Here is a 22,152-nt window from a genome sequence, read left to right as displayed (position 1 = left end):
TTCCAGGCTCAAGCGAGTTCTGTGCCAAAACCTCTGGTTGGGCGCCTGGCACCGGGGCCAGACGACCGCGCTGGCGAGCCTGCGTGGAAACTGGCCCTTTGTTGGTGCACTTGCGTTCAGGGGTACCGGTTTTTGCACCGTATATAGGCATTTGCTAAAAACGCTGTGGATAATTACTGGGATAATTTGCGAATAATGCCAGAGTAATTTAATAAAATTTTTATTTAACAAATAGTTATCGACGTTTTTGGCTGTAAGTGAAGGCATCAATTGTGTGGATAACTTTTTGAAAACTTTTTTGAACAATGTATGACAAGGCTATGAAATCCTGAAACTTTCGGAATTTCCTTATCCTGTACGAACCCTGTCAGAGAGCGGCGTCGCACTGATCATCGGCCAAGGCCAGCCGCCAGGGTTTTTATTCACCTCGTTGCTGGTTAAAATTTGCACATTCTGACTGCAATTTCCCGGGCGAGGCGTTATACTCGCCGCCCTGTTTTTTTCCCCGATTTCCGAGGTGTAGTGTGGAGTTTCCGACCCGTTTCGATGTCATTGTCATTGGTGGTGGCCATGCCGGTACTGAAGCCGCCCTGGCGGCAGCGCGTATGGGTTCGCAAACCCTGCTGCTGACCCACAACATTGAGACTCTGGGGCAGATGTCCTGTAACCCGGCCATCGGTGGCATTGGCAAGAGCCATCTGGTGAAGGAAATCGATGCCCTGGGCGGCGCCATGGCCCGGGCCACCGATCAGGCAGGCATCCAGTTCCGGGTCCTGAACAGCCGAAAGGGTCCGGCGGTGCGTGCCACCCGTGCTCAGGCGGACCGGATTCTGTACAAAGCCGCCATTCGTCATATGCTGGAAAATCAGCCCAATCTGACCCTGTTCCAGCAGGCGGCCGATGACCTGATTGTGGAAAACGACCAGGTGGTGGGTGTGGTGACTCAGACTGGCATCCGCTTCAACGCCAAAACCGTGGTTTTGACCACCGGTACCTTCCTCGGTGGCGTTATCCACATCGGTATGCAGAATCACGCCGGTGGTCGCGCTGGTGATGCGCCGGCGAATGCCCTGGCCAAACGCCTGCGGGAGCTACCGTTCAACGTTGGCCGCCTAAAAACAGGAACACCGCCGCGCATTGATGCCCGCACCGTGGATTTCTCCGCGATGCAGCAGCAGTGGGGAGACGATCCGACACCTGTGATGTCGTTTATTGGCAGCCGTGACGAACATCCGGAGCAGATCTGCTGTTACGTGACCCGCACCACCGAAGAAACCCACGACATTATCCGCAGTGGGTTTGACCGCTCGCCCATGTTCGCTGGCAACATCGAGGGCGTGGGCCCGCGTTATTGCCCGTCCATCGAGGACAAGGTCAACCGCTTTGCCGACAAGGATTCGCACCAGATTTTCGTCGAGCCCGAAGGCCTGACCACCAACGAGCTGTACCCGAATGGTATTTCCACCAGCCTGCCGTTTGATATCCAGCTCAAGGCAGTGCGCTCGATTCCCGGTTTCGAGAACGCCCACATCCTGCGCCCGGGCTATGCCATCGAGTATGACTACCTGAACCCGCAGGACCTGCGCCACACCCTGGAAACCAAGTTTATCCAGGGCCTGTACTTTGCCGGCCAGATCAACGGCACCACCGGTTACGAAGAAGCCGGTGCCCAGGGCTTGCTGGCGGGCATCAACGCCTCGCTGCGGGCCCAGGATAAAGAAGAGTGGTACCCGCGCCGGGATGAGGCCTATCTGGGCGTACTGGTGGACGACCTGATCACCATGGGCACCCAGGAGCCCTACCGTATGTTTACCAGCCGTGCCGAATACCGGCTGATCCTGCGGGAGGACAACGCCGACCTGCGCCTGACCGAAACCGGCCGCAAGCTGGGCCTGGTGGACGACGAGCGCTGGCAGAAGTTCAGCGAGAAGTGCGAAGGCATTGCCAAAGAGCGTAGCCGCCTGGAAAGCACCCGTATCCATCCGAACACCGAGGCGGGTGAGCGAGCCAATGGCTACCTGAAACAGCCGATGACCCGTGACCAGTCTCTGGCGGAGCTGCTGCGCCGTCCGGAGATTGTCTACGATCACATCGCCGAGATCGGGGCCGAACGGGCGGAGGACCCGAACGTAGCCGATCAGGTGGAAATCGAGATCAAATACGAAGGCTACATCTCCCGCCAGGCGGATGAGATCGAGCGCCTGCGCAAGAACGAGAACACCGCATTGCCGCTGGATCTGGATTACGACGTCATCGGTGGCCTGTCCAACGAAATCAAGCAGAAGCTCAAGGACGTGCGCCCGGAAACGGTGGCTCAGGCGTCCCGTATCCAGGGTGTGACCCCGGCGGCGGTCAGCCAGATTCTGGTGCATCTGAAAAAGCGCGACCTGTTGAAAAAGCAGAGCGCCTGAGATGAGTTATCCACAGTGGCCCGGCCAGCTTCGGGACGGCCTCGCGGCCATGAACCTGTCTTTGTCCGACAGCCAGCAGCAACAGTTGCTGGCTTTTCTGGCTCTGCTGAACAAGTGGAACAAGGCCTACAACCTGACCGCCGTGCGGGATGAGCGGGTCATGGTCTCCCGCCAGTTGCTGGACAGTCTGAGCATCTTGCCCTGGGTGACCACAAACCATTTGCTGGATGTGGGCGCCGGCGGCGGCCTGCCTGGTATTCCGCTGGCCATTGTGTTCCCGGAAAAACGCTTTACCCTGCTGGACAGCAACGGCAAGAAAACCCGATTCCTGAATCAGTGTGTGCTTGAGCTCGGGCTGGACAACGTTGAAGTTATCCACGGCCGGGCGGAAGACTGCCAGCCCGATCAGCCCTTCTCCCAGATCAGCAGCCGGGCCTTTACCGCGCTGGAAAACCTGGTGACCTGGTGTGGCGGTCTGCTCGCGAATGACGGCGAGTTCCTTGCCATGAAAGGCCAGTATCCGGATGATGAAGTAGCTGCCCTTCCGGCGGACTGGCAGGTAGAATCCAGCCATTCCCTGACCGTCCCCGGAGCCGACGGTGAACGGCATTTACTGATCGTCGCCCGGGCTGAACGACACCGGTAACCCTCAACAGCAGGAGGCAAAGCATGGCGCGCGTGATTGCAGTGACCAATCAGAAAGGCGGTGTGGGCAAAACCACCACCTGCGTCAATCTTGCCGCGTCTCTGGCGGCCACCAAGCGCCGGGTGCTGCTGGTAGATATGGATCCCCAGGGGAATGCCACCATGGGCAGCGGTGTGGATAAAAATTCCCTGGAGCTGTCCGGATACGATGTGCTGACCAAACGGGCTACGCCGGCGGACGTGATCGTCCACGCTGAAGCCTCCGGTTTTGATCTGCTGCCCGCCAACGGTGACCTGACCGCCGCCGAAGTGGAGCTGATGAACGAGATTGGCCGGGAACACCGGTTACGGCTCACCCTCAACACCGTTCGGGAAAACTACGACTACATCCTGATTGATTGCCCGCCTTCGCTCAGTCTGCTGACCGTGAATGCCCTGTCCGCCGCGGATTCGGTACTGATCCCGATGCAGTGTGAATATTATGCCCTGGAAGGGCTGGCGGCACTGATGAACACCGTCCAGCAGATTCAGGAAACGGTCAATCCCAATCTGGAGATTGAGGGTATCCTGCGCACCATGTACGACCCCCGCAACAGTCTGACTCTGGATGTCTCCGGTCAGCTCAGTGAATATTTCGGTGACAAGGTTTACCGGGCGGTGATTCCCCGTAATGTCCGGCTGGCAGAAGCGCCCAGTTACGGCATGCCGGCACTCAAGTATGATCGGGTGTCCAAAGGTGCGGTGGCTTATCTGGCGCTGGCTGGCGAGATGGTACGCCGGCACGGATCGAAAAAGACATCGCCCGCGGTTGCGGTGTAACATAGATCGCCGTCAGGCAACCATGCACCCACTATTTCAACAGGAAGAATGACAACTACCATGGCGGCGAAGAAGCGAGGCTTGGGCGAACGGGGACTGGGGGCACTGCTCCAGGGCTCGAAGGTGAATCTCAATCAGGAGACCAGTGATCACGATGGTGAACTGCGTGAGATCCCGGTCGACCTGATCCAGCGTGGTCGTTATCAGCCGCGCCGGGATATGGACCCCGCCGCTCTGCAGGAACTGGCAGACTCCATTCGTCAGCAGGGCGTGATGCAGCCGGTCGTGGTGCGTCCGGTTTCGGAAGGCCGTTATGAACTGATTGCCGGTGAGCGCCGCTGGCGTGCCACCCAGCTGGCAGAACTGGACCGTATTCCTGCCATTATCCGCGATGTCCCGGATGAAGCCGCCATTGCGATGGCGCTGATCGAGAACATCCAGCGCGAAAACCTGAACCCTATTGAAGAAGCCTTCGCCCTGCAGCGCCTGCAGGACGAGTTCGGCCTGACCCAGGCTCAGGTGGCCGAGGCGGTGGGCAAGTCCCGAACGACGATCACCAACCTGTTGCGGTTGATCGGCCTGACCGAAGACGTAAGGGTAATGCTGGAGCATGGTGATCTGGAAATGGGTCACGGTCGTGCCATGCTCACCCTGCCACCGGAGCAGCAGATGCAGGTGGCCCGTCAGGTGGTCGCCAAATCGCTGTCGGTACGCCAGACTGAAGCCCTGGTGCGCCGGGTTCAGCAGGAAAAACCGGAAGACAAAGACAACACCAAGCCGGCTCTTGATCCGAACATCCGGGCCCTGCAGGACGATCTGTCTGACCGGCTCGGTGCCCGGGTGGCGATCAATCATGGTAAACGGGGCAAAGGCAAGCTGGTGATTGAGTACAGTTCACTGGACGAGCTTGACGGCATTCTGGGCCACATCCGCTAGTCGGCCCGATAAAACCTGAAAATCATCCTAAAGTCCCGTCTGGTGCCGGAAACACCACATGTGGTTGTGGTGATCGATGAGCAACACAACCTGTGTAAAACTTCAGGTTTCCGTGGCAAAATCTGCTCACTTTTTCGCCAATTTTTCCGTGCGGTTATGTTGAACACCTATCGGTTAACACATATAATTCCGCGCGCTTGGAATGACAGCTGGTGATATGAACCGTTCTTCGAGAGCCATCACGTACGTACCACTTGGCAAGTGGTTGATTATAGAGATGGCGGTTCTGCTGATTCTGAGCCTGTTATGGTTGTTGGAAAGTCGTTTGGCCGGGTATTCCGCCCTCATTGGCGGTCTTATTTTTGTCATACCAAACGCGTACTTTGCTCACCGCGCTTATCGTTATCAGGGTGCCCGACAGATGCACCTGGCAGTGAGCAACATATTCAGGGCAGAGAGCATCAAGCTGGCCCTTACCGCAGTGTTTTTTGCGGCCGTTTTCACTTTAATGGAGCCAGTCCACGTACCGGCTCTGTTATTCACTTTTGCTGTGATGGTTGTGTTGGGTACGGCATTGCGCTGGCTCATCCGGCCGCGACCACAGCGATGACTGGACGAGAGCAGTATGGCAGCTGATACCCCAGTAGAGTACATAAAACACCACCTCACCAACCTTACCTATGGCAAGCTCCCGGAAGGCTATGAGCGCGCGGATGGCAGTGTCGTGCAGGAGGCCACCTGGACCTTCGCACGAACTGGTCAGGAAGCCACAGACATGGGCTTCATGGCAATCCACGTCGATACCCTCGGCTGGTCAATCGCCATGGGTATTCTGTTCCTGGGCCTGTTCCGCTTTGTGGCCAACCGGGTCACCGAAGGCACGCCGAGCGGCTTGCAGAACCTGATCGAGATGACCTTTGAATTTGTTCAGGGCATCGTGCGCGACGTTTTCCACGGCAAGAATCCGCTGATTGCGCCCCTGGCGTTGACGATTTTCGTCTGGATTCTGCTGATGAACATCCTGAAGCTGATCCCCATCGACTATATTCCGTCGATCGCTCACGCGCTGGGGCTTGAGTACTTCAAGATTGTTCCGACCACCGATCCGAATGCTACCTTCGGCATGTCGATTGGTGTGTTCCTGCTGATTCTGTTCTACAGCTTCAAGGTGAAAGGCGTTAGTGGCTTCAGCAAAGAGCTGGCCTTTAACCCGTTCAATCATTGGATCATGATCCCGTTCAACCTGCTGCTGGAAATCCTGGCACTGATCATCAAGCCAATCAGTCTGGCGCTGCGTCTGTTCGGTAACATGTACGCTGGTGAAGTTGTGTTTATCCTGATTGCGCTGTTGCCACTGTGGATTCAGTGGACGTTGAACGTTCCCTGGGCGATCTTCCACATTCTGGTTATTCCGCTTCAGGCCTTTATTTTTACGGTGCTTACTGTGGTTTACCTCAGCGCGGCACACGAAGATCACTGATTAACCCTTAAATAAACAAACCCTTAACTATCTGAAAAAAACTGAGGAGTCTTCAATGGAAATGGTATTTATCGCAGCTGCGTTGATCATCGGTCTGGGCGCTCTGGGCGCTGGTATCGGTTTCGGTCTGCTGGGCGGCAAACTGCTTGAGTCCACTGCCCGTCAGCCGGAAATGGCCAACCAACTGCAAACCAAAGCCTTCATCATGGCTGGTCTGCTTGACGCGGTTCCCATGATCGGTGTTGGTATCGCGATGTACCTGATCTTCGTTGTTGCTGGTTAATTAAACCGAGAGCTGTGGGCGCCGGCTAAGGCCGCGCCCCTCCTTCCGGAAACCAGGACGCAACGAATAGCAAGAGGTATATCGCCGTGAATATAAACCTTACGTTGATAGGGCAATCGATTGCCTTCGCTATTTTCGTCTGGTTCTGCGTCAAATATGTATGGCCGCCGATTACGGCTGCCATGGAAGCGCGCCAGAAGAAAATTGCAGATGGCCTATCCGCGGCCGATCGGGCATCACTCGATCTCGAATTGGCCCAGGAAAAAGCCACCAAAGAACTGCAAAAGGCGAAAGAAGAAGCTGCAGCCCTGATTGACCAGGCCAACAAGCGTGCCGCCCAGATTGTGGAAGCCTCCAAAGAGGATGCCCGCAAAGAAGGCGAAAAGCTTATTGAGCAGGCCAGGGCGGAAATTCAACAGGAGCGTGTTCAGGCTCGCGACGCACTCAGAGCAGAAGTGGCCACCCTGGCCGTTGCCGGTGCCGAGAAGATTCTGGAAACCTCTGTAGACGCCAAAGCTCACAGCGAGATGCTGGAAAAGCTGGCCGCAGAACTCTAAACGAGGGTCATCATGGCAGAACTTACAACGTTAGCCCGACCCTACGCGAAGGCCGTTTTTGATGCCGCGCAGGACCAGAACGCCGTTGATCAATGGGATCAGGCTCTGGCTTTTGCCGCTCAGGTTGCGGCTGACCAAGAGGTAAAGAACATCCTGGCCAACCCCGGCCTGTCTGAGCAACGCAAGGCGGAACTCTTCGCAGAGTGTTTTGAAGAGCCGCTGCCTGAAGCACTCAGAAACTTCCTGTTGATTCTTGCTGAAAACAAGCGTCTGGCCCTGCTGCCGGAGATTTCTGCTTTGTTCCGTTTGTACCGTGCAGACCTTGAGAAGTCTGTGCACCTTACAATCGATACCGCATTCGACTTGTCTGCAGACGAGCAGCAGAAACTGATCGACGCACTGTCCAAAAAGCTGGAGCGCAAGGTCGAACTCGAGACCACCGTGGATCAGTCCCTGATCGGTGGCGTGATCGTACGAACAGGCGACCTGGTTATCGACGCTTCAGTCCGTGGCAAACTGGCCAGAATGGCCAGGGCTCTGGGCTCCTGATTTCAGCACAAGGTTTGAGGACAAAGGCATGCAGCAACTGAATCCATCCGAGATCAGTGACATCATCAAGAAGAGAATCGAGAAACTCGACATCTCTTCCGAAGCAAAAAACGAAGGTACGATCCTGTCTGTATCTGACGGTATCGTGCTGATCCACGGTCTGGCCGACGTTATGTACGGCGAGATGATTGAATTTGCCAACGGCACATACGGCATGGCGCTGAACCTGGAGCGTGATTCTGTTGGTGCGGTTGTTCTGGGTGACTACGAAGGTCTGGCCGAAGGCCAGAAGGTACGTTGTACTGGTCGTATCCTGGAAGTACCCGTTGGTAACGAACTGCTGGGCCGTGTGGTTGACTCCCTGGGTAACCCCATCGACGGTAAGGGCGAGCTGGGCAACAGCCTGACCTCCCCGGTCGAGAAGGTTGCACCTGGCGTTATCGCCCGTCAGTCCGTTGACGAGCCGGTACAGACTGGTCTGAAAGCCATCGATACCATGGTTCCCATCGGCCGCGGCCAGCGTGAGCTGATCATCGGCGACCGTCAGATCGGTAAGACCGCGGTTGCCATCGACGCGATCATCAACCAGAAGCACACCGGCATCAAGTGTATCTACGTTGCCGTTGGCCAGAAGCAGTCTTCCATTGCCGCCGTTGTGCGCAAGCTGGAAGAGCACGGTGCCATGGACCACACCATCGTGGTTGCTGCTGGTGCCGCCGATCCGGCCGCCATGCAGTTCCTGGCTCCGTACGCCGGTACTTCCATGGGTGAGTTCTTCCGCGACCGCGGTGAAGACGCCCTGATCGTATACGATGACCTGTCCAAACAGGCCGTTGCCTACCGTCAGATCTCCCTGCTGCTGCGTCGTCCGCCAGGACGTGAAGCATTCCCGGGTGACGTTTTCTACCTGCACTCCCGTCTGCTGGAGCGTGCGTCCCGTGTAAATGCTGACTACGTTGAGCAGTTCACCAACGGCGAAGTGAAAGGCAAGACCGGTTCCCTGACCGCGCTGCCGATCATCGAGACTCAGGCTGGTGACGTGTCTGCGTTCGTACCGACCAACGTAATTTCCATTACCGATGGTCAGATCTTCCTGGAAACCAACCTGTTCAACTCCGGTATCCGTCCGGCCATGAACGCCGGTATCTCTGTATCCCGGGTAGGTGGTGCAGCCCAGACCAAGATCATGAAGAAGCTCGGCGGTAACATCCGTCTGGCCCTGGCCCAGTACCGGGAACTGGCGGCGTTTGCCCAGTTCGCTTCTGACCTCGACGAAGCAACCCGTAAGCAGCTGGAGCATGGTCAGCGCGTCACCGAGCTGATGAAGCAGAACCAGTACAGCCCGATGACCGTTGCGGAAATGGGTACCGTACTGTTCGCAGCGAACGAAGGCTTCCTGGACGATGTGGATGTCAACAAGGTTGTGAAGTTCGAAGCCCAACTGCTGGACTGGATGCGGTCCGAGCAGAAGGAACTTCTGGACAAGATCGGCCCTGAAGGTAACTTCAACGACGACATCACTGCCGGCCTCAAAGCTGCTCTGGAGAAATTCAAGACCACTCAGAGCTGGTAAATCCAAAAGGCCCGCCGTTGTGCGGGCCTGCTGGTCCATTTGAGTGTCTAACTTGAAAAGGCAGTGACATATGGCCGTCGGAAAAGAAATACGTAACCAGATCGGAAGCATCAAGAGCACGCAGAAGATCACGTCTGCCATGGAAATGGTAGCCGCGAGCAAGATGCGTAAGGCTCAGGAGCGTATGCAGGCAACCCGCCCGTACGCTGAAAAGATGCGCCAGGTAATCGGACACATTGCGAAGTCCAACAAGGATTACCGCCATCCGTTCATGCAGGAGCGCGAGGTCAAGCGGGTAGGCTACATTGTGGTCTCCTCTGATCGCGGTCTTTGCGGTGGTCTGAACACCAACGCGTTCAAGCTGCTCGTCAGAGAAATGCGTGAATGGAAACAACAAGGTATTGAGACCGATATCTGCGCTATTGGCCAGAAGGGTGCCTCCTTCTTCCGCAACTACGGCGGGAACGTGGTGGCAGCCGTGACGCACCTGGGCGATAGCCCGAGTGCAGATCAGCTGATCGGTAGCGTCAAGGTGATGCTGGATTCGTTCGTGGAAGGCAAGATCGACCGCCTGTTCCTGATCAGCAACGAATTCGTCAACACCATGACCCAGAGCCCGAAGGCGCTGCAGTTGCTGCCGCTGCCGGAAGGCGATGATGAAGAAATCGGTCACCAGTGGGATTACATCTACGAGCCGGATTCCCGTCCGATCCTTGACGGGCTGATGCCACGTTATATCGAATCCCAGGTGTATCAGGGTGTGGTAGAAAATCTGGCCTGTGAGCAGGCTGCCCGGATGATTGCCATGAAGAGCGCGACAGATAACGCTGGCAGCATCATTGACGAGCTTCAACTGGCCTACAACAAGGCCCGTCAGGCAGCGATCACACAAGAGATTTCGGAGATTGTGAGCGGCGCGGCATCTGTTGGTTAACGCTCACAGACCTACTGGTTTTATTGACTATCAAGATAACGAGGAACCGAGCATGAGTAGCGGACACATCGTTCAGATCATTGGCGCGGTTATCGACGTGGAATTTCCACGTGACTCCGTTCCAAGCGTTTACGACGCACTGCTGCTTGAAGGTGGCGAAACAACTCTGGAAGTCCAGCAGCAGCTGGGTGACGGCATTGTTCGTACCATCGCCATGGGCAGCACTGAGGGCCTGAAGCGTGGCCTGAAAGCAGAAAACACCGGCAAGCCGATCTCTGTACCTGTTGGTACACAGACTCTGGGCCGGATCATGGACGTTCTGGGTCGTCCCATCGACGAACAGGGCGACATCGGCGAAGAAGAGCGCTGGGCTATCCACCGCAAAGCACCGGGCTATGCCGATCAGGCAGCGTCTGCCGACCTGCTGGAAACCGGCATCAAGGTTATCGACCTGATCTGCCCGTTCGCCAAGGGTGGTAAGGTTGGTCTGTTCGGTGGTGCCGGCGTAGGCAAGACCGTAAACATGATGGAACTGATCAACAACATCGCGAAAGAGCACTCCGGTCTCTCCGTATTCGCAGGTGTTGGTGAGCGGACCCGGGAAGGTAACGACTTCTACTACGAAATGAAGGAGTCCAACGTTCTCGATAAGGTTGCCATGGTTTACGGCCAGATGAACGAGCCCCCTGGAAACCGTCTGCGTGTGGCCCTGACCGGTCTCACCATGGCTGAGAAGTTCCGTGACGAAGGCCGTGACGTACTGCTGTTCGTTGACAACATCTACCGTTACACCCTGGCCGGTACTGAGGTATCTGCACTGCTGGGCCGTATGCCTTCTGCGGTAGGTTACCAGCCGACCCTGGCGGAAGAGATGGGTCAGCTGCAGGAGCGGATCACCTCTACCAAGACCGGTTCCATCACTTCTATCCAGGCGGTCTACGTACCGGCGGATGACTTGACTGACCCGTCTCCGGCCACCACCTTCTCGCACCTTGACGCGACCGTGGTACTGAGCCGTGACATCGCTTCCAAGGGTATCTACCCGGCGATCGATCCGCTCGACTCCACCTCCCGTCAGCTGGATCCGCTGGTAATTGGTGAGCAGCACTACAACGTTGCCCGTGGTGTTCAGAACGTTCTGCAGCGCTACAAGGAACTGAAAGACATCATCGCGATCCTGGGTATGGACGAGCTGTCTGAAGACGACAAGCTGATCGTATCCCGCGCCCGTAAGATTGAGCGTTTCCTGTCGCAGCCGTTCCACGTTGCTGAAGTATTTACCGGTTCTCCGGGTAAGTACGTGTCTCTGAAAGAGACCATCGCCAGCTTCGAAGGCATTCTCAACGGTGACTACGACGACATGCCGGAGCAGGCGTTCTACATGTGCGGCGGCATCGAAGAAGCGATTGAGAAAGCTAAGGCAATGAAAGAGAAGGAAGGTAAGTAAGACACCTTTTTTCCTTTCTGACCCAAGAGGCGTATGAAATGGCTATGACCGTACATTGTGACGTCGTAAGTGCCGAGGAAAAAATCTATTCGGGCCTGGTGGAGATGCTGATCGCCACCGGTACCGAAGGTGAGCTTGGCATCCAGTATGGCCATGCTCCGCTACTGACCGAGCTGAAGCCCGGCGCAGTGCGGATCATCAAGCAGGGTGGCAGTGAGGAGATTCTGTACGTATCCGGTGGTTATCTGGAAGTACAGCCCAATCTGGTTACCCTGATGGCCGACACCGCCGTTCGTGCAAAGGATGTGGACGAAGCAGCGGCCCTGGAAGCCCAGAAGCAAGCCGAGAAGGCACTGGCGAACAAGACAGGCGAGTTCGAGTACTCGCGTGCTGCCGCCGAGCTGGCCGAAGCTGCCGCTCAGCTGCGCACCATCCAGAAGCTGCGCAAGCACCTGCGTTAAGCAGAGCCTGTGTCAGCGCCCGGACTGGCCTGACAGTGAACCGCATCCTCAGGTGGAGGGCCCGGTATTCCGGAAACGGAGTGTCGGCGATTCCACCGGGACGCGGTTTTTTCATTTATGGACGTTTTGAATACCGGAGCTGATTGCCCCATGAGCCCGTTACACGTTGTGATCCTGGCCGCAGGCCAGGGCTCCCGCATGAAATCCTCCCTGCCCAAGGTGCTGCACCCGGTGGCGGGTAAAGCCATGCTGCACCATGTGGTTGATACCGCAAAACAACTGGGCGCGGAGAAAATTCACACGGTGATTGGTCACGGAGCCGATCAGGTTCGGGCGTCTCTGGAAGACGACTCGGTGAACTGGGTGTTGCAGACCGAACAGCTGGGCACCGGCCATGCCGTGGCCCAGGCGCTGCCGGCACTGCCGGATGACGCCCGGGTGCTGGTGTTGTACGGTGACGTCCCTCTGACTCGCAAAGATACCCTGGAAACCATGGTCGCGGACCTGGACGAACGGAATCTGGCTTTGCTGACGGTGGATATGGACAACCCCCACGGTTATGGCCGGATCGTTCGCAACGAACAAGGCCTGGTTCAGGCCATCGTTGAGCAGAAAGACGCGACCGCTGAACAGCAGCAGATTCAGGAAGTGAACACCGGCATTCTCGCGGTATCCGCCCGTCATCTGAAGCAATGGCTGCCCGCTCTGTCCAACAGTAATGCCCAGGGCGAGTATTATCTGACTGACATTATCGCGATGGCGGTCGACCACGGCTTGTCAGTGACGGTTTCCCAGCCGCTGAATCCGTTTGAGGTTCAGGGCGTGAACAACCGCCTGCAACTGGCGGAACTGGAGCGCTGGTACCAGCGTCAGCAAGCCGAGCGTTTGATGACCGAGGGTGCATCCCTGGCGGACCCGGCCCGCATTGAGGTGCGCGGTGAGCTCACCATTGGCAACGACCTGTGGATAGACGTAAACGCGGTCTTTGAAGGCCGGGTGAGCCTCGGCAACAACGTTGTGATCGGACCCAACTGTGTGATCAAAGACGCCACCATCGCCGACGGTGCCGAGATCAAGGCCAACAGCGTGATTGAAGGTGCTGTAGTGGGTGCCAACGCCCAGATCGGGCCATTCGCACGTCTGCGCCCGGGAACTGAACTGGCCGCCAACACCAAGGTTGGCAATTTTGTCGAAACCAAGAAGGCCGTGGTGGGTGAGGGCAGCAAGATAAATCACCTCAGTTACGTTGGTGATGCCTCACTGGGCCGTAATGTGAATGTGGGTGCAGGTACCATCACCTGCAATTATGATGGTGTGAACAAACACCAGACGGTATTGGGTGACGGGGTATTTGTCGGCTCCAATACCTCACTGGTCGCTCCGGTGAACGTAGCGGAACAGGCCACCATTGGTGCCGGCTCCACCATTACCCGCGATATCAGCGAAGGGGAACTGGCGGTGGCCCGTGGCAAGCAGCGCAACATCGCCGGCTGGGAACGGCCGAAAAAAGCGTAACCAACGATTAACGAACAGGTGATAACAGCATGTGTGGGATTGTAGGAGCGGTATCTGAACGGGATGTCCAGGGTATTCTGCTGGAGGGCCTGCGCCGCCTGGAATACCGGGGGTACGACTCCGCCGGCATGGCCGTCATCAATGGCCAGCACCTGGTGCAGCGAGCCCGGGAAGTTGGCAAGGTTGCGGCCCTGGCTGATGCCATTGAAGCAAACCCCCTGGCTGGTCACCTGGGTATCGCCCACACTCGCTGGGCCACCCACGGCGAGCCCTCGCAGGTCAATGCCCATCCCCATATGTCCGGCGAGCGGCTGGCCATCGTCCATAACGGCATCATCGAGAACTACCAGGAACTCCGGGATGAACTCAGGGCCGAGGGTTTTGAGTTCACCTCCCAGACCGATACCGAGGTGGTCGCGCACCTGATCGAGAAATACTTCCGTGAACAGGGCAAACTCTATGAAGCGGTAAAGGCGGCCATTCAGCGTCTGCGCGGTGCCTACGCCCTGGCCGTTGTTCATGCCGATGAGCCGGATCACCTGGTGGTCTGTCGCGAGGGCAGCCCTCTGGTAGTTGGCGTCGGTATTGGCGAGAACTTTATCGCGTCTGACCAGCTGGCCCTGTTGCCGGTGACCGACCGATTCATGTTCTTGGAAGAGGGCGATATCGCCGATATCCGCAAGGACAGCATCCGCATCCACGATCGCAGTGGTCAGCCGGTGGAGCGGACCATTACCCGTTTTGAGCACGGTGCTGACTCTGCAGACAAAGGTGAATACCGCCACTTCATGCTCAAGGAAATCTACGAGCAGCCGAAAGTGATCAAGGCCACCATGGAAGGCCGAATTACCGACAGCCGGGTCCTGGAGCAGGCGCTCGGAACCGACGCGGCCAATCTGTTGGATAACGTCCGTCACGTCCAGATCATCGCCTGTGGTACTTCGTACCATGCCGGCATGGTAGCCCGCTACTGGATTGAGGAACTGGCCGGCGTGCCTTGTTCGGTGGAAGTCGCTTCCGAGTTCCGCTACCGCAAACACGTGATTCAGCCCGACACCCTGTTCCTGTGCATTTCCCAGTCCGGTGAAACCGCCGACACTCTGGCGGCATTGCGTCAGGCCAAACAGGCGGGCTTCCGCGCGGCTTTGGCCATCTGCAACGTGCCGGGCAGTTCCCTGGTGCGGGAATCCGATCTGGTCATCATGACCCAGGCCGGTCCGGAAATTGGTGTGGCGTCGACCAAGGCGTTCACCACCCAGCTGACCGCCTTGCTGATCTTCACCCTGGCCCTGGCGCGCCATAATGGCCTGAGTGAAGAGAAAGAAGCAGACATCGTTGCCGCCATTCATCAGTTGCCCAAGCAGGTGAGTGATGTCCTCGCCCTGGATGCCGACATTGAAGAGATGTCCAAGGCGTTTATGGACAAGAACCATAGCCTGTTCCTGGGCCGTGGCTCCCAGTTCCCGGTGGCGATGGAAGGGGCCCTCAAGCTCAAGGAAATCTCTTACATCCACGCCGAGGCCTATCCCGCCGGCGAGCTCAAACACGGTCCGCTGGCCTTGGTGGACAGTGAAATGCCGGTAGTCACGGTGGCACCGAACAACGACCTGGTGGAAAAGCTGAAATCCAATCTGGAGGAAGTTCGCGCCCGTGGCGGTGAGCTGTTCGTGTTTGCCGACAAGGCGGCGGATGTGAAGCCGGAAGAAGGCATCCACGTAATGCAACTGCCGTCCGTGCACGAGATCACCGCGCCCATCGTGTACACCGTACCGCTGCAGTTGCTGTCTTATCACGTGGCGGTGTTGAAGGGTACGGATGTGGACCAGCCGCGGAACCTGGCCAAGAGTGTGACGGTGGAATAACCGGTCTTTCCCTTCCAGGTGTTTGAAAAGCCCGTTGCGCGCATCAGCCAGCGGGCTTTTTTCGTTCTCTCGGTGTTTTAAACGATTTCACAAACTAGATGCATTGTGTAACCAAGTGGTACTGGCTGAAAATCGCGCCCGCCACTATGATGCCTGTCCAAATTATGATCAATAGGATGGGTGTTTCCGATGAATGATCGTCTCCGATCAATGTTAGGCCTGGCCATTCTCCTCCTCATTACCTTCGGCTCGGCCTCTGCCCAGACGCTCGAAATTACCGATGGAAAGGAGACTCTGGTGCTGGATCGGGCACTGTTGGAGAGTTTTCCACAGTCAGTTATCGAGACCACCAGTCCTTACTACGACGGCACCGCCGAGTTCTCCGGCCCAACGCTGGCAAGGGTCATTGAGCATTTTGGCAGCACCGGGGCCAGCGAGGTCACCCTGGTGGCTCTGAATGGTTACAAGGTGTCAGGGTCGATGAAGGAACTGATGAGCCTGGACGCCATTGTGTCCACCCGCCAGAACGGCGAGCCGATGAGCATCCGCCAGCGTGGTCCCTACTGGATCATGTTGCCGTTATCGGAGCGGCCTGAGCTGGACAGTGAGGATTTCCACCGTTACATGGTCTGGCAGCTCAACCGGATTGAACTCACGCAGGAATGAACAGCCAATCTGTTCTGGCGGGACTCTTCTCCCGCATCACCGTGGTCCTGTTGTTCTCCGTGGTGGGTGTCTTGCTGTCCGCCAGTTTTTACACCTATCTCCAGGATCGCAAACTGCAGAGTGTCTCGCTCAGTGCCCTGAGAATGGCGTCGTGGAACCTGGTTCGTCTCGGCAGCGAAGCAAGCGCCCTGGATAGGGAGTTGTCGCTGCTTGATCGCGGTGTCGGCGAGCCTGCTCAGGTTACCCTGAGGTACGACGTTCTCTGGAGCCGCTACGATTACCTCCTGACCAGCAAGGAGTCTGCGCCCACCCGAGAACACGACAACAATGCGGCTCGCCTGCAGGATCTGTTCACCCGTTTGCAGGCGCTGGAGGACCCTCTTACCCGACGCCTCGCCGGAGACCCTACCGGCTGGTCTGACGCCATGGCGGCATGGCATCGGCAGTGGCAGGACGTTATGCAGCTGGTTACCGATAACTTTGTGGGCGATGAAACCAGTCGGTTGATGAGCAGCGTGGAAGCCTCCCGGGACAGGCTGGCCAAGCTCAGGATACTGACACTGGTCGCCTTGGCGGTAGTTTTCGGCTATCTGGCGCTGGGAATGGCATTCCTGCGTAAGCAGTCAAAGACCGATCCGGTCACCGGGTTGCCCAACAGCCATTATTTGCATTCCCTCGGAGGCGTGGACCCTCGCGTCAGCATCATTACCTGCGCCATTCAGAAATACACGCTGGTGCTCAGTGAATATGGCCAGGAGGGCGCAACTTCGCTTACCCAGGCATTTGCTCGTAAACTCCAGCGCGAATTGTCGTCTGATGATCAGCTCATCCAGGTGTCGGCCAGTGAGTTTGTGATTCTACTGGCGCCCCTGGAGCCCGAGTTCGTTGAGTCTTCGGTCTACCAGCTGGTGTCTGCGACCCGCTTTGACTGGCGGATTGGCGATTCCGTCTGGCATGCCTCAGCCGTTTTCGGCGTGGCGCCGCCCTGCGCCGGAAAAGCAGGTGACTGGCAGATCCGCTATCAGCAGGCGCATCGTGCATTGGTCCAGGCCTCGGAGGAAAACCAGTCCTATTTCATTGACGGAGAAGCTCTGCGTCGGCGGATACTGGAAGAACGCCAGATTCACGCAGGTCTGCTCAGCCTGTTTAATGAGGAACCTGGTGCGTTGATACTCCGGCTGGTCTATCAGCCCATCGTCAGTGCGTCCGACGTGAACCTTGTAACCGGGGCCGAAGTCCTGTTGCGCTGCGAACACGAGAGCCTGGGATTCATCCCGCCCAATCGCGTGGTAGAGCTCTGCGAGCGCTATGGTCTGGGGGAACAGCTGGGTTGTTGGCTGTTCAGCAGGGTTGCCGCGGAAACCCGGCAGCTGTATTCCGGGCTCCGGTATACCGGCAACCTCTCGATCAACCTCAACCCCGCCATGTTGTCCATGAAGCTGATCGGTAACGTTGAGCGGCTACTGCTCGAGCCCGGTATCCCAGCGGCGGCCCTCTGTATGGAGATTACCGAGGACAACGCGGCTCTGGAGTTTGGCAACATCAATGATGTGATTGAAGCGTTGCATGGTCTCGGCATTACCTTTGCCCTGGACGATTTCGGCACCGGCCACTCGTCCCTGGAATACGTCCGGGAGCTCAAGGTCGACAGGCTGAAGATCGACCGTTGCTTCGTTGAGGGCATTGAGCTGGATGCCAACAAAGCCAGGTTCCTGGCATCCATTGTGTCGATGGCCAACCAGGCGTTTATGAAGAGCGTGATTGAGGGGGTGGAGAACGAGCCGCAATGGCAGCAGGTGCAGTCATTCGGGGATGTTCTGGTGCAGGGCTACTACGCCCACAAGCCGATGTTATTCAACGACTATCTGGCTTTGCTTCTGGATGCCAAAACGCGCTGGCCCGGCCCGGATTCCGTCCGGGGAATTGCGGAGGTCCGGGTATGAAGCTGTCACTGCGAGTCCAGGCGGTCATTGGTATCGGCACCATTGAAGTAGCGATACTGGTGGTTCTGTTGTACTCGGTATTCCACTTCATGGATGACTCTATCCACCGGGAGGTGGACCGCCGTGCCCAATCCATCGCCCGGGTCTTGGCAGCCAATGCCGTTGATAACCTGCTGCTTGGCAATCGAGTGGGACTGCAGGACCTGGTCAGCGCCACTGCGCGTGCTGATGGCATCGAATTCGCCCGTATTCTGGATTACGAGGGCCGGCTGTTGGTGGAAGCGGGCTCTCCCGAGAGCTTGAAGCAGCCGTTCGAGCGTTCCCGCAGAGCCGAAGCACTTCCGGACCTTTACATGGCGAAGGCGGTGATTACCCAGGCGGGACTGGGTTATGGGTCGGTGGAAATCGGACTGGATTTATCCGGCCAGAAACGGGCCATGGCCGGAGCTAAGCGGAACAGCGTGATGATCGCCGGGCTTGAGGTGCTGACGGCCGCGCTGTTCTCCATGCTTGCCGGTCATTACCTGGTCCGGCGCCTACGCCGGATTCGTCGTTTTCTGAAGTCCGTGAACCAGGGGGATTACCTGCAACGCCTGGATGACCACGGAACCGATGAGGTATCCGACATTGCTGCCGAGATTGATCAGCTTGCGGATCGGTTGGTCTGGGAGAAAAGTACGCGGGACGCGCGCATTCATGAGCTTGAAGTACAGAACGAGCTGCTGCAGACCAAGCTGGCAGAACAGCTCCGAAAAGGTTGAAGGCAGAGCTATTCCTGATCTCCGGCCGGCACAGCTTTGGTGTCGTCTGTGTGGTCCAGACCGTTGAAGAACCGCACCTGATTCTTGCCTCTTTGTTTGGCCTGGTACATGGCGATGTCGGCTTGCCTTAGCAGTACTTCGGCATCAATATCCGGCACCTGTGGATAAAAACTGACGCCAAGGCTGGCAGAGACCTGAACGGTTCGTTCGAGCAGTTCGACCGGCTCCGACAATGCCGACAGCAGTCGGGACAGGATGGTTTTGCAGTCAGGCCCGGACGAAAGCTCCGGCAGCAATACCACAAACTCATCCCCACCCAGTCGTGCAACGGTGTCGCATTCCCTCAGGATGCCTTTCATTCGCCTGGCCAGCGTGACCAGGAGTTCGTCGCCGGTGGCATGGCCATAGGTGTCATTAACGGCCTTGAAGCCATCCAGATCCAGGAACACCACAGCCAGTACATCCCCGTGCCGTCGGGTAGAGGCGACTGCGTGCTGAAGCCGCTCGCCCAGCAGCAGCCGGTTGGGAAGGCCGGTCAGGGGATCGTAGTGGGCAATATGACGAAGCTGTTCTTCGGTCTGTTTGAGGTGGGAAATATCCGCGAACAGCGTGACATAATGCTCCACCTCTCCCTCCCGGCTGCGCACCGCCGCGATGGTCATCAGTGAGGGCAGCAACGAGCCATTCTGGCAACGTATCCAGTACTCACCACTCCATACTCCCTTGGCATCAAGCGATGCCAGCACCTGATGCCGAAAATCCCGGGAGTACTGGTCAGAGGCCAGGATATCCTCGTAATACTGCTCCAGAACGTGTTCCCGGGCGTATCCTGTCAGCGCGCTGAAGGCGGCGTTTACGTCCAGAATTCGTCCCTGTGCACTGGTCAGTACAATGCCTTCCCGGGCATGGCGAAACACACCCGCTGCCATCGACAGGCTGGCCTCCGCCCGCTTGCGTTCCGTAATGTCCTGATGGGTGCCGTACATAAGCAAGGGCTGGCCCTGGTCATCCCAGGATTGCACCTGGCCGCGGTCGAGAACCCAGACCCAGTGACCGTCCTTGTGTCGCATCCGGGCCTCACATTCGTAATAGGCCAGCTCGCCGCGGAAATGCCGCTCCAGCAGATCGGCGCTGCGCTGCAGATCATCCGGATGCGCCAGGTTCATCCAGGTGTCGATCGATACCGGCGCCAGTTCCTCCAGGGTATAGCCTGCGATCTCGGCCCAGCGTTTGTTGTAGACGGTTTCTCCCGTCTGGACATTCCACGCCCAGGTACCCGACCGGGTCCCGCTGATAATGTTCTCCAGCCGACTTCGTTCCAGCTTCAGTTGCTCCCGTGAAGCTTTGATGGACTCGAGCATGGTGTTGATGCCATCACTCAGCACGGCCAGCTCCCGATACTGGAACGGAGGCACGGGCTGGAGCGGAATACCCTCGGCATCCTTGTTCCTGAGCGCGTCATCGATGGCGACAATCGAACGGAAAACCGAGCGGTGGAGCACCGTGCCGAGTAAAGCCGACAGGGTGAGCGCAAGGGCCAGTACCGTCAGCAGTTCCTCAAGCACTACCCGCTCCAACTTTGCCACCAGCAGGTCATCGGTGGCGTAGATCCGGATTGTACCCAGTACTTCATCGTTGCCGCCCACTATGGGCGCACTGGCTTGGTAAAACGCCTGGGCAAGCTCATGCTGAACCGGTTGGGTGCGTTCCTGGAACAATCTGTATTGGCCGTTCTGTTGCCGCAGTTGGCCATACAGGTAGTAGGGCTGGCCGAGAATCCGGCCCATCTCATAGTCTTCGAGTATCACCCCGAAGTGTTGTTTCAGGGCCATCTCGGTGGCAATCAGGCTTTCGTATTCGTGCACCGAGTAGGATTCGATAAATGGGGCAATGCTCCGGCTCAGACGTTCAAGACTCTCGTGGACATCCTGTTCGATGCCCGCCGTAATCTCTGCCCGGGCGGTGCTGTAAACATACACCGCATGCAACAGAAATACGCCCGCGATAACGGCCACTACCAGAGACGTAGTGCGGCCCAGTAACGAGGGGTAACCAGAGGTGTTTGCGGCCACTTGTTTCATCATGGTTGCGACCGGTTACCCAGAACGGTGCGCTGGATGGTCGGCAGGAGTTGCTCCAGATTACCTCGGTGTACCGGTAACACCGGCAGCCGCTGGACCTTTTCAACCGGTGCACCCGACAGGTGCCGATGCATTGCCTCCACGGCGGTTTCGCCCATCAGGAATGGCTGCTGCATCCCGGCCGCCACGAGGTCGCCAGAACGGATCATGGCCAGAAACTCGGGTTCGGCGTCAAAGCAGATCAGCAGGATCTGGCCGGTTTTGCCGGATTCCCAAATGGCATCCAGCGCGCCCCGGTATCGATTGGAGCCCTGTAACCAGATGGCTCGGAGCTGTGGATTGTCCTGAATCAGACGTCGACTGAATTCATAGGTCTCGCGGTAGGAAAAGTCCGCTTGCTGGTAGATACCGGCGGTGCTGACACCATGCTCCTCCAGGGCCCGCATAAAACCTTCGGTCCGGGCCTTGCCGTTGGCTCGTTTCTGGGGAATGGCGACAATCCCCACCGTCCCGTCCATCCAGCCTTTCTCGTCCAGAGCGGCAACCAGCAGTTCGCCCAGATTGTAGGCGCCCTGGTCATTGTCGGATTCGATATAGCTCACATAGTTGTCCGACTTGGCGCCAATATCTGAAATCACCACCGGAATACCGGCTTGTTCTGCAAGCTTGAGAACCGTGACGGCGGCCGAAGATTGGGTCGGGGAGAGGATGATGCCGTCAACGCCGGAGTCAATCGCGGCAACGGTCGCTTCCAGTTCTCGTCGGGCCAGGTTGTCGGCGCTGTGCACCGATAGCTCATAGCCCAGTTCAGTAGCCTTCTGGTGAATGCCCCGGGCCATGATGTCCCAGAACGGGATACGAATGTCGGGAACCAGATAGGCCAGCGTGCGTTCCTGAGCCGCAGCGTCGGATGCCGGGTTGAGCATCAGGATCAGAACAACGGGAAGTGCCCGGAATACTCGGACCAGAGAGTGTTTCATGCCGACATCGTATTGCTGGAAAGCGGCCTATTTTACTGTGTGTAACTTGGCGACATATAGTTCTTTGGGATGATCTTTATCAAATTGTTGGTGAATACTTGCTTCCCGCAAGGTCGCTGGCAAAGGCGGAGGGCCGCCGCTGGATAACTCGCGTCGTTGACCAATTCCCGGTAAACTAGGCGCCCTGCCAGGGGTACGCCCCGCCTACACCTGAATGTGGGCCTTTCTACCACCTTCGGGCCATTACCC

The 22,152-nt window shown here is 57.5% G+C and carries 20 protein-coding genes; 18 read left to right on the top strand and 2 right to left on the bottom strand.

Annotated elements, in window-relative coordinates; genetic code table 11:
• Positions 1 to 524: 524 nt before the first annotated feature.
• From mnmG to MARHY_RS18195, 18 genes are all read left to right on the top strand, one after another.
• Positions 525 to 2,411, top strand: a complete 1,887-nt coding sequence (gene mnmG / locus MARHY_RS18280; RefSeq protein ID WP_014423142.1) for a tRNA uridine-5-carboxymethylaminomethyl(34) synthesis enzyme MnmG — start codon at positions 525 to 527, stop codon at positions 2,409 to 2,411.
• Position 2,412: 1 nt separating this feature from the next.
• A complete protein-coding gene (gene rsmG / locus MARHY_RS18275) occupies positions 2,413 to 3,057 on the top strand; it encodes a 16S rRNA (guanine(527)-N(7))-methyltransferase RsmG (protein ID WP_014423141.1) in 645 nt (214 codons plus the stop codon).
• Positions 3,058 to 3,080: 23 nt separating this feature from the next.
• The gene (locus MARHY_RS18270; protein ID WP_014423140.1) at positions 3,081 to 3,875 is read left to right on the top strand and encodes a ParA family protein; all 795 of its coding nucleotides are present in this window, start codon (positions 3,081 to 3,083) and stop codon (positions 3,873 to 3,875) included.
• Positions 3,876 to 3,935: 60 nt separating this feature from the next.
• Positions 3,936 to 4,811 carry a ParB/RepB/Spo0J family partition protein gene (locus tag MARHY_RS18265; RefSeq protein WP_014423139.1) on the top strand — a complete coding sequence of 292 codons (876 nt, stop codon included), beginning with the start codon at positions 3,936 to 3,938 and terminating at the stop codon, positions 4,809 to 4,811.
• Positions 4,812 to 5,013: 202 nt separating this feature from the next.
• Positions 5,014 to 5,421, top strand: a complete 408-nt coding sequence (locus MARHY_RS18260) for an ATP synthase subunit I (RefSeq protein ID WP_011787283.1) — start codon at positions 5,014 to 5,016, stop codon at positions 5,419 to 5,421.
• Positions 5,422 to 5,436: 15 nt separating this feature from the next.
• A complete protein-coding gene (gene atpB / locus MARHY_RS18255; protein WP_011787282.1) occupies positions 5,437 to 6,291 on the top strand; it encodes a F0F1 ATP synthase subunit A in 855 nt (284 codons plus the stop codon).
• Positions 6,292 to 6,346: 55 nt separating this feature from the next.
• On the top strand, positions 6,347 to 6,574 hold the full coding sequence (atpE, locus tag MARHY_RS18250; RefSeq protein ID WP_014423137.1) for a F0F1 ATP synthase subunit C: 228 nt from the start codon (positions 6,347 to 6,349) through the stop codon (positions 6,572 to 6,574).
• Between the two features lie 86 nt (positions 6,575 to 6,660).
• Complete coding sequence (locus tag MARHY_RS18245) at positions 6,661 to 7,131, top strand: F0F1 ATP synthase subunit B (protein WP_011787280.1); 471 nt, start codon at positions 6,661 to 6,663, stop codon at positions 7,129 to 7,131.
• A 12-nt stretch (positions 7,132 to 7,143) separates the two neighbouring features.
• Positions 7,144 to 7,680: a F0F1 ATP synthase subunit delta gene (locus tag MARHY_RS18240; RefSeq protein ID WP_011787279.1), complete on the top strand. Its 537-nt coding sequence runs from the start codon at positions 7,144 to 7,146 to the stop codon at positions 7,678 to 7,680.
• Between the two features lie 28 nt (positions 7,681 to 7,708).
• Positions 7,709 to 9,253 (top strand): F0F1 ATP synthase subunit alpha, encoded by a 1,545-nt coding sequence (gene atpA, locus MARHY_RS18235; protein WP_011787278.1) that lies wholly within the window; start codon positions 7,709 to 7,711, stop codon positions 9,251 to 9,253.
• A gap of 70 nt (positions 9,254 to 9,323) precedes the next feature.
• Complete coding sequence (gene atpG, locus MARHY_RS18230) at positions 9,324 to 10,187, top strand: F0F1 ATP synthase subunit gamma (RefSeq protein ID WP_011787277.1); 864 nt, start codon at positions 9,324 to 9,326, stop codon at positions 10,185 to 10,187.
• 52 nt (positions 10,188 to 10,239) lie between these two features.
• Positions 10,240 to 11,634, top strand: a complete 1,395-nt coding sequence (gene atpD, locus MARHY_RS18225; protein WP_011787276.1) for a F0F1 ATP synthase subunit beta — start codon at positions 10,240 to 10,242, stop codon at positions 11,632 to 11,634.
• Between the two features lie 38 nt (positions 11,635 to 11,672).
• Positions 11,673 to 12,095, top strand: a complete 423-nt coding sequence (locus MARHY_RS18220) for a F0F1 ATP synthase subunit epsilon (RefSeq protein WP_014423136.1) — start codon at positions 11,673 to 11,675, stop codon at positions 12,093 to 12,095.
• Positions 12,096 to 12,245: 150 nt separating this feature from the next.
• Positions 12,246 to 13,610, top strand: coding sequence for a bifunctional UDP-N-acetylglucosamine diphosphorylase/glucosamine-1-phosphate N-acetyltransferase GlmU (glmU, locus tag MARHY_RS18215; protein ID WP_023008487.1), 1,365 nt, complete (start codon positions 12,246 to 12,248; stop codon positions 13,608 to 13,610).
• A 29-nt stretch (positions 13,611 to 13,639) separates the two neighbouring features.
• A complete protein-coding gene (gene glmS / locus MARHY_RS18210; protein ID WP_014423134.1) occupies positions 13,640 to 15,472 on the top strand; it encodes a glutamine--fructose-6-phosphate transaminase (isomerizing) in 1,833 nt (610 codons plus the stop codon).
• A 189-nt stretch (positions 15,473 to 15,661) separates the two neighbouring features.
• Positions 15,662 to 16,138: a putative pterin-binding protein gene (locus MARHY_RS18205; protein ID WP_158011905.1), complete on the top strand. Its 477-nt coding sequence runs from the start codon at positions 15,662 to 15,664 to the stop codon at positions 16,136 to 16,138.
• Complete coding sequence (locus MARHY_RS18200) at positions 16,135 to 18,081, top strand: EAL domain-containing protein (RefSeq protein ID WP_014423132.1); 1,947 nt, start codon at positions 16,135 to 16,137, stop codon at positions 18,079 to 18,081. The genes MARHY_RS18205 and MARHY_RS18200 overlap by 4 nt, the downstream gene beginning before the upstream one ends.
• Entirely contained in the window at positions 18,078 to 18,842 is a 765-nt protein-coding gene (locus MARHY_RS18195; RefSeq protein ID WP_014423131.1) for a HAMP domain-containing protein, read from the top strand. The genes MARHY_RS18200 and MARHY_RS18195 overlap by 4 nt, the downstream gene beginning before the upstream one ends.
• Before the next feature lie 8 nt (positions 18,843 to 18,850).
• Here MARHY_RS18195 and MARHY_RS18190 read toward each other — a convergent pair whose 3' ends face one another.
• Both MARHY_RS18190 and MARHY_RS18185 read right to left on the bottom strand, forming a co-directional pair.
• Complete coding sequence (locus MARHY_RS18190) at positions 18,851 to 20,926, bottom strand: sensor domain-containing diguanylate cyclase (RefSeq protein WP_014423130.1); 2,076 nt, start codon at positions 20,924 to 20,926, stop codon at positions 18,851 to 18,853.
• On the bottom strand, positions 20,923 to 21,903 hold the full coding sequence (locus MARHY_RS18185; RefSeq protein ID WP_014423129.1) for a substrate-binding domain-containing protein: 981 nt from the start codon (positions 21,901 to 21,903) through the stop codon (positions 20,923 to 20,925). The genes MARHY_RS18190 and MARHY_RS18185 overlap by 4 nt, the downstream gene beginning before the upstream one ends.
• Between the last annotated feature and the right edge of the window lie 249 nt (positions 21,904 to 22,152).

Origin of the sequence: Marinobacter nauticus ATCC 49840 (assembly GCF_000284615.1) — a bacterium.
GTDB classification, from domain to species: domain Bacteria; phylum Pseudomonadota; class Gammaproteobacteria; order Pseudomonadales; family Oleiphilaceae; genus Marinobacter; species Marinobacter nauticus.
This window is presented reverse-complemented; position numbering and strand designations above follow the sequence as displayed.

What these genes read in the sequence shown, in the direction of transcription:
- glmU (WP_023008487.1), top strand. Translation starts at nt 12,246, where the DNA reads ATGAGCCCGTTACACGTTGTGATCCTGGCCGCAGGCCAGGGCTCCCGC.
- atpB (WP_011787282.1), top strand. Translation starts at nt 5,437, where the DNA reads ATGGCAGCTGATACCCCAGTAGAGTACATAAAACACCACCTCACCAAC.
- atpE (WP_014423137.1), top strand. Translation starts at nt 6,347, where the DNA reads ATGGAAATGGTATTTATCGCAGCTGCGTTGATCATCGGTCTGGGCGCT.
- MARHY_RS18205 (WP_158011905.1), top strand. Translation starts at nt 15,662, where the DNA reads ATGAATGATCGTCTCCGATCAATGTTAGGCCTGGCCATTCTCCTCCTC.
- MARHY_RS18195 (WP_014423131.1), top strand. Translation starts at nt 18,078, where the DNA reads ATGAAGCTGTCACTGCGAGTCCAGGCGGTCATTGGTATCGGCACCATT.
- MARHY_RS18185 (WP_014423129.1), bottom strand. Translation starts at nt 21,903, where the DNA reads ATGAAACACTCTCTGGTCCGAGTATTCCGGGCACTTCCCGTTGTTCTG.
- MARHY_RS18190 (WP_014423130.1), bottom strand. Translation starts at nt 20,926, where the DNA reads ATGATGAAACAAGTGGCCGCAAACACCTCTGGTTACCCCTCGTTACTG.
- rsmG (WP_014423141.1), top strand. Translation starts at nt 2,413, where the DNA reads ATGAGTTATCCACAGTGGCCCGGCCAGCTTCGGGACGGCCTCGCGGCC.
- MARHY_RS18220 (WP_014423136.1), top strand. Translation starts at nt 11,673, where the DNA reads ATGGCTATGACCGTACATTGTGACGTCGTAAGTGCCGAGGAAAAAATC.
- MARHY_RS18265 (WP_014423139.1), top strand. Translation starts at nt 3,936, where the DNA reads ATGGCGGCGAAGAAGCGAGGCTTGGGCGAACGGGGACTGGGGGCACTG.
- MARHY_RS18240 (WP_011787279.1), top strand. Translation starts at nt 7,144, where the DNA reads ATGGCAGAACTTACAACGTTAGCCCGACCCTACGCGAAGGCCGTTTTT.
- glmS (WP_014423134.1), top strand. Translation starts at nt 13,640, where the DNA reads ATGTGTGGGATTGTAGGAGCGGTATCTGAACGGGATGTCCAGGGTATT.
- atpG (WP_011787277.1), top strand. Translation starts at nt 9,324, where the DNA reads ATGGCCGTCGGAAAAGAAATACGTAACCAGATCGGAAGCATCAAGAGC.
- atpA (WP_011787278.1), top strand. Translation starts at nt 7,709, where the DNA reads ATGCAGCAACTGAATCCATCCGAGATCAGTGACATCATCAAGAAGAGA.
- atpD (WP_011787276.1), top strand. Translation starts at nt 10,240, where the DNA reads ATGAGTAGCGGACACATCGTTCAGATCATTGGCGCGGTTATCGACGTG.
- MARHY_RS18270 (WP_014423140.1), top strand. Translation starts at nt 3,081, where the DNA reads ATGGCGCGCGTGATTGCAGTGACCAATCAGAAAGGCGGTGTGGGCAAA.
- MARHY_RS18260 (WP_011787283.1), top strand. Translation starts at nt 5,014, where the DNA reads ATGACAGCTGGTGATATGAACCGTTCTTCGAGAGCCATCACGTACGTA.
- MARHY_RS18200 (WP_014423132.1), top strand. Translation starts at nt 16,135, where the DNA reads ATGAACAGCCAATCTGTTCTGGCGGGACTCTTCTCCCGCATCACCGTG.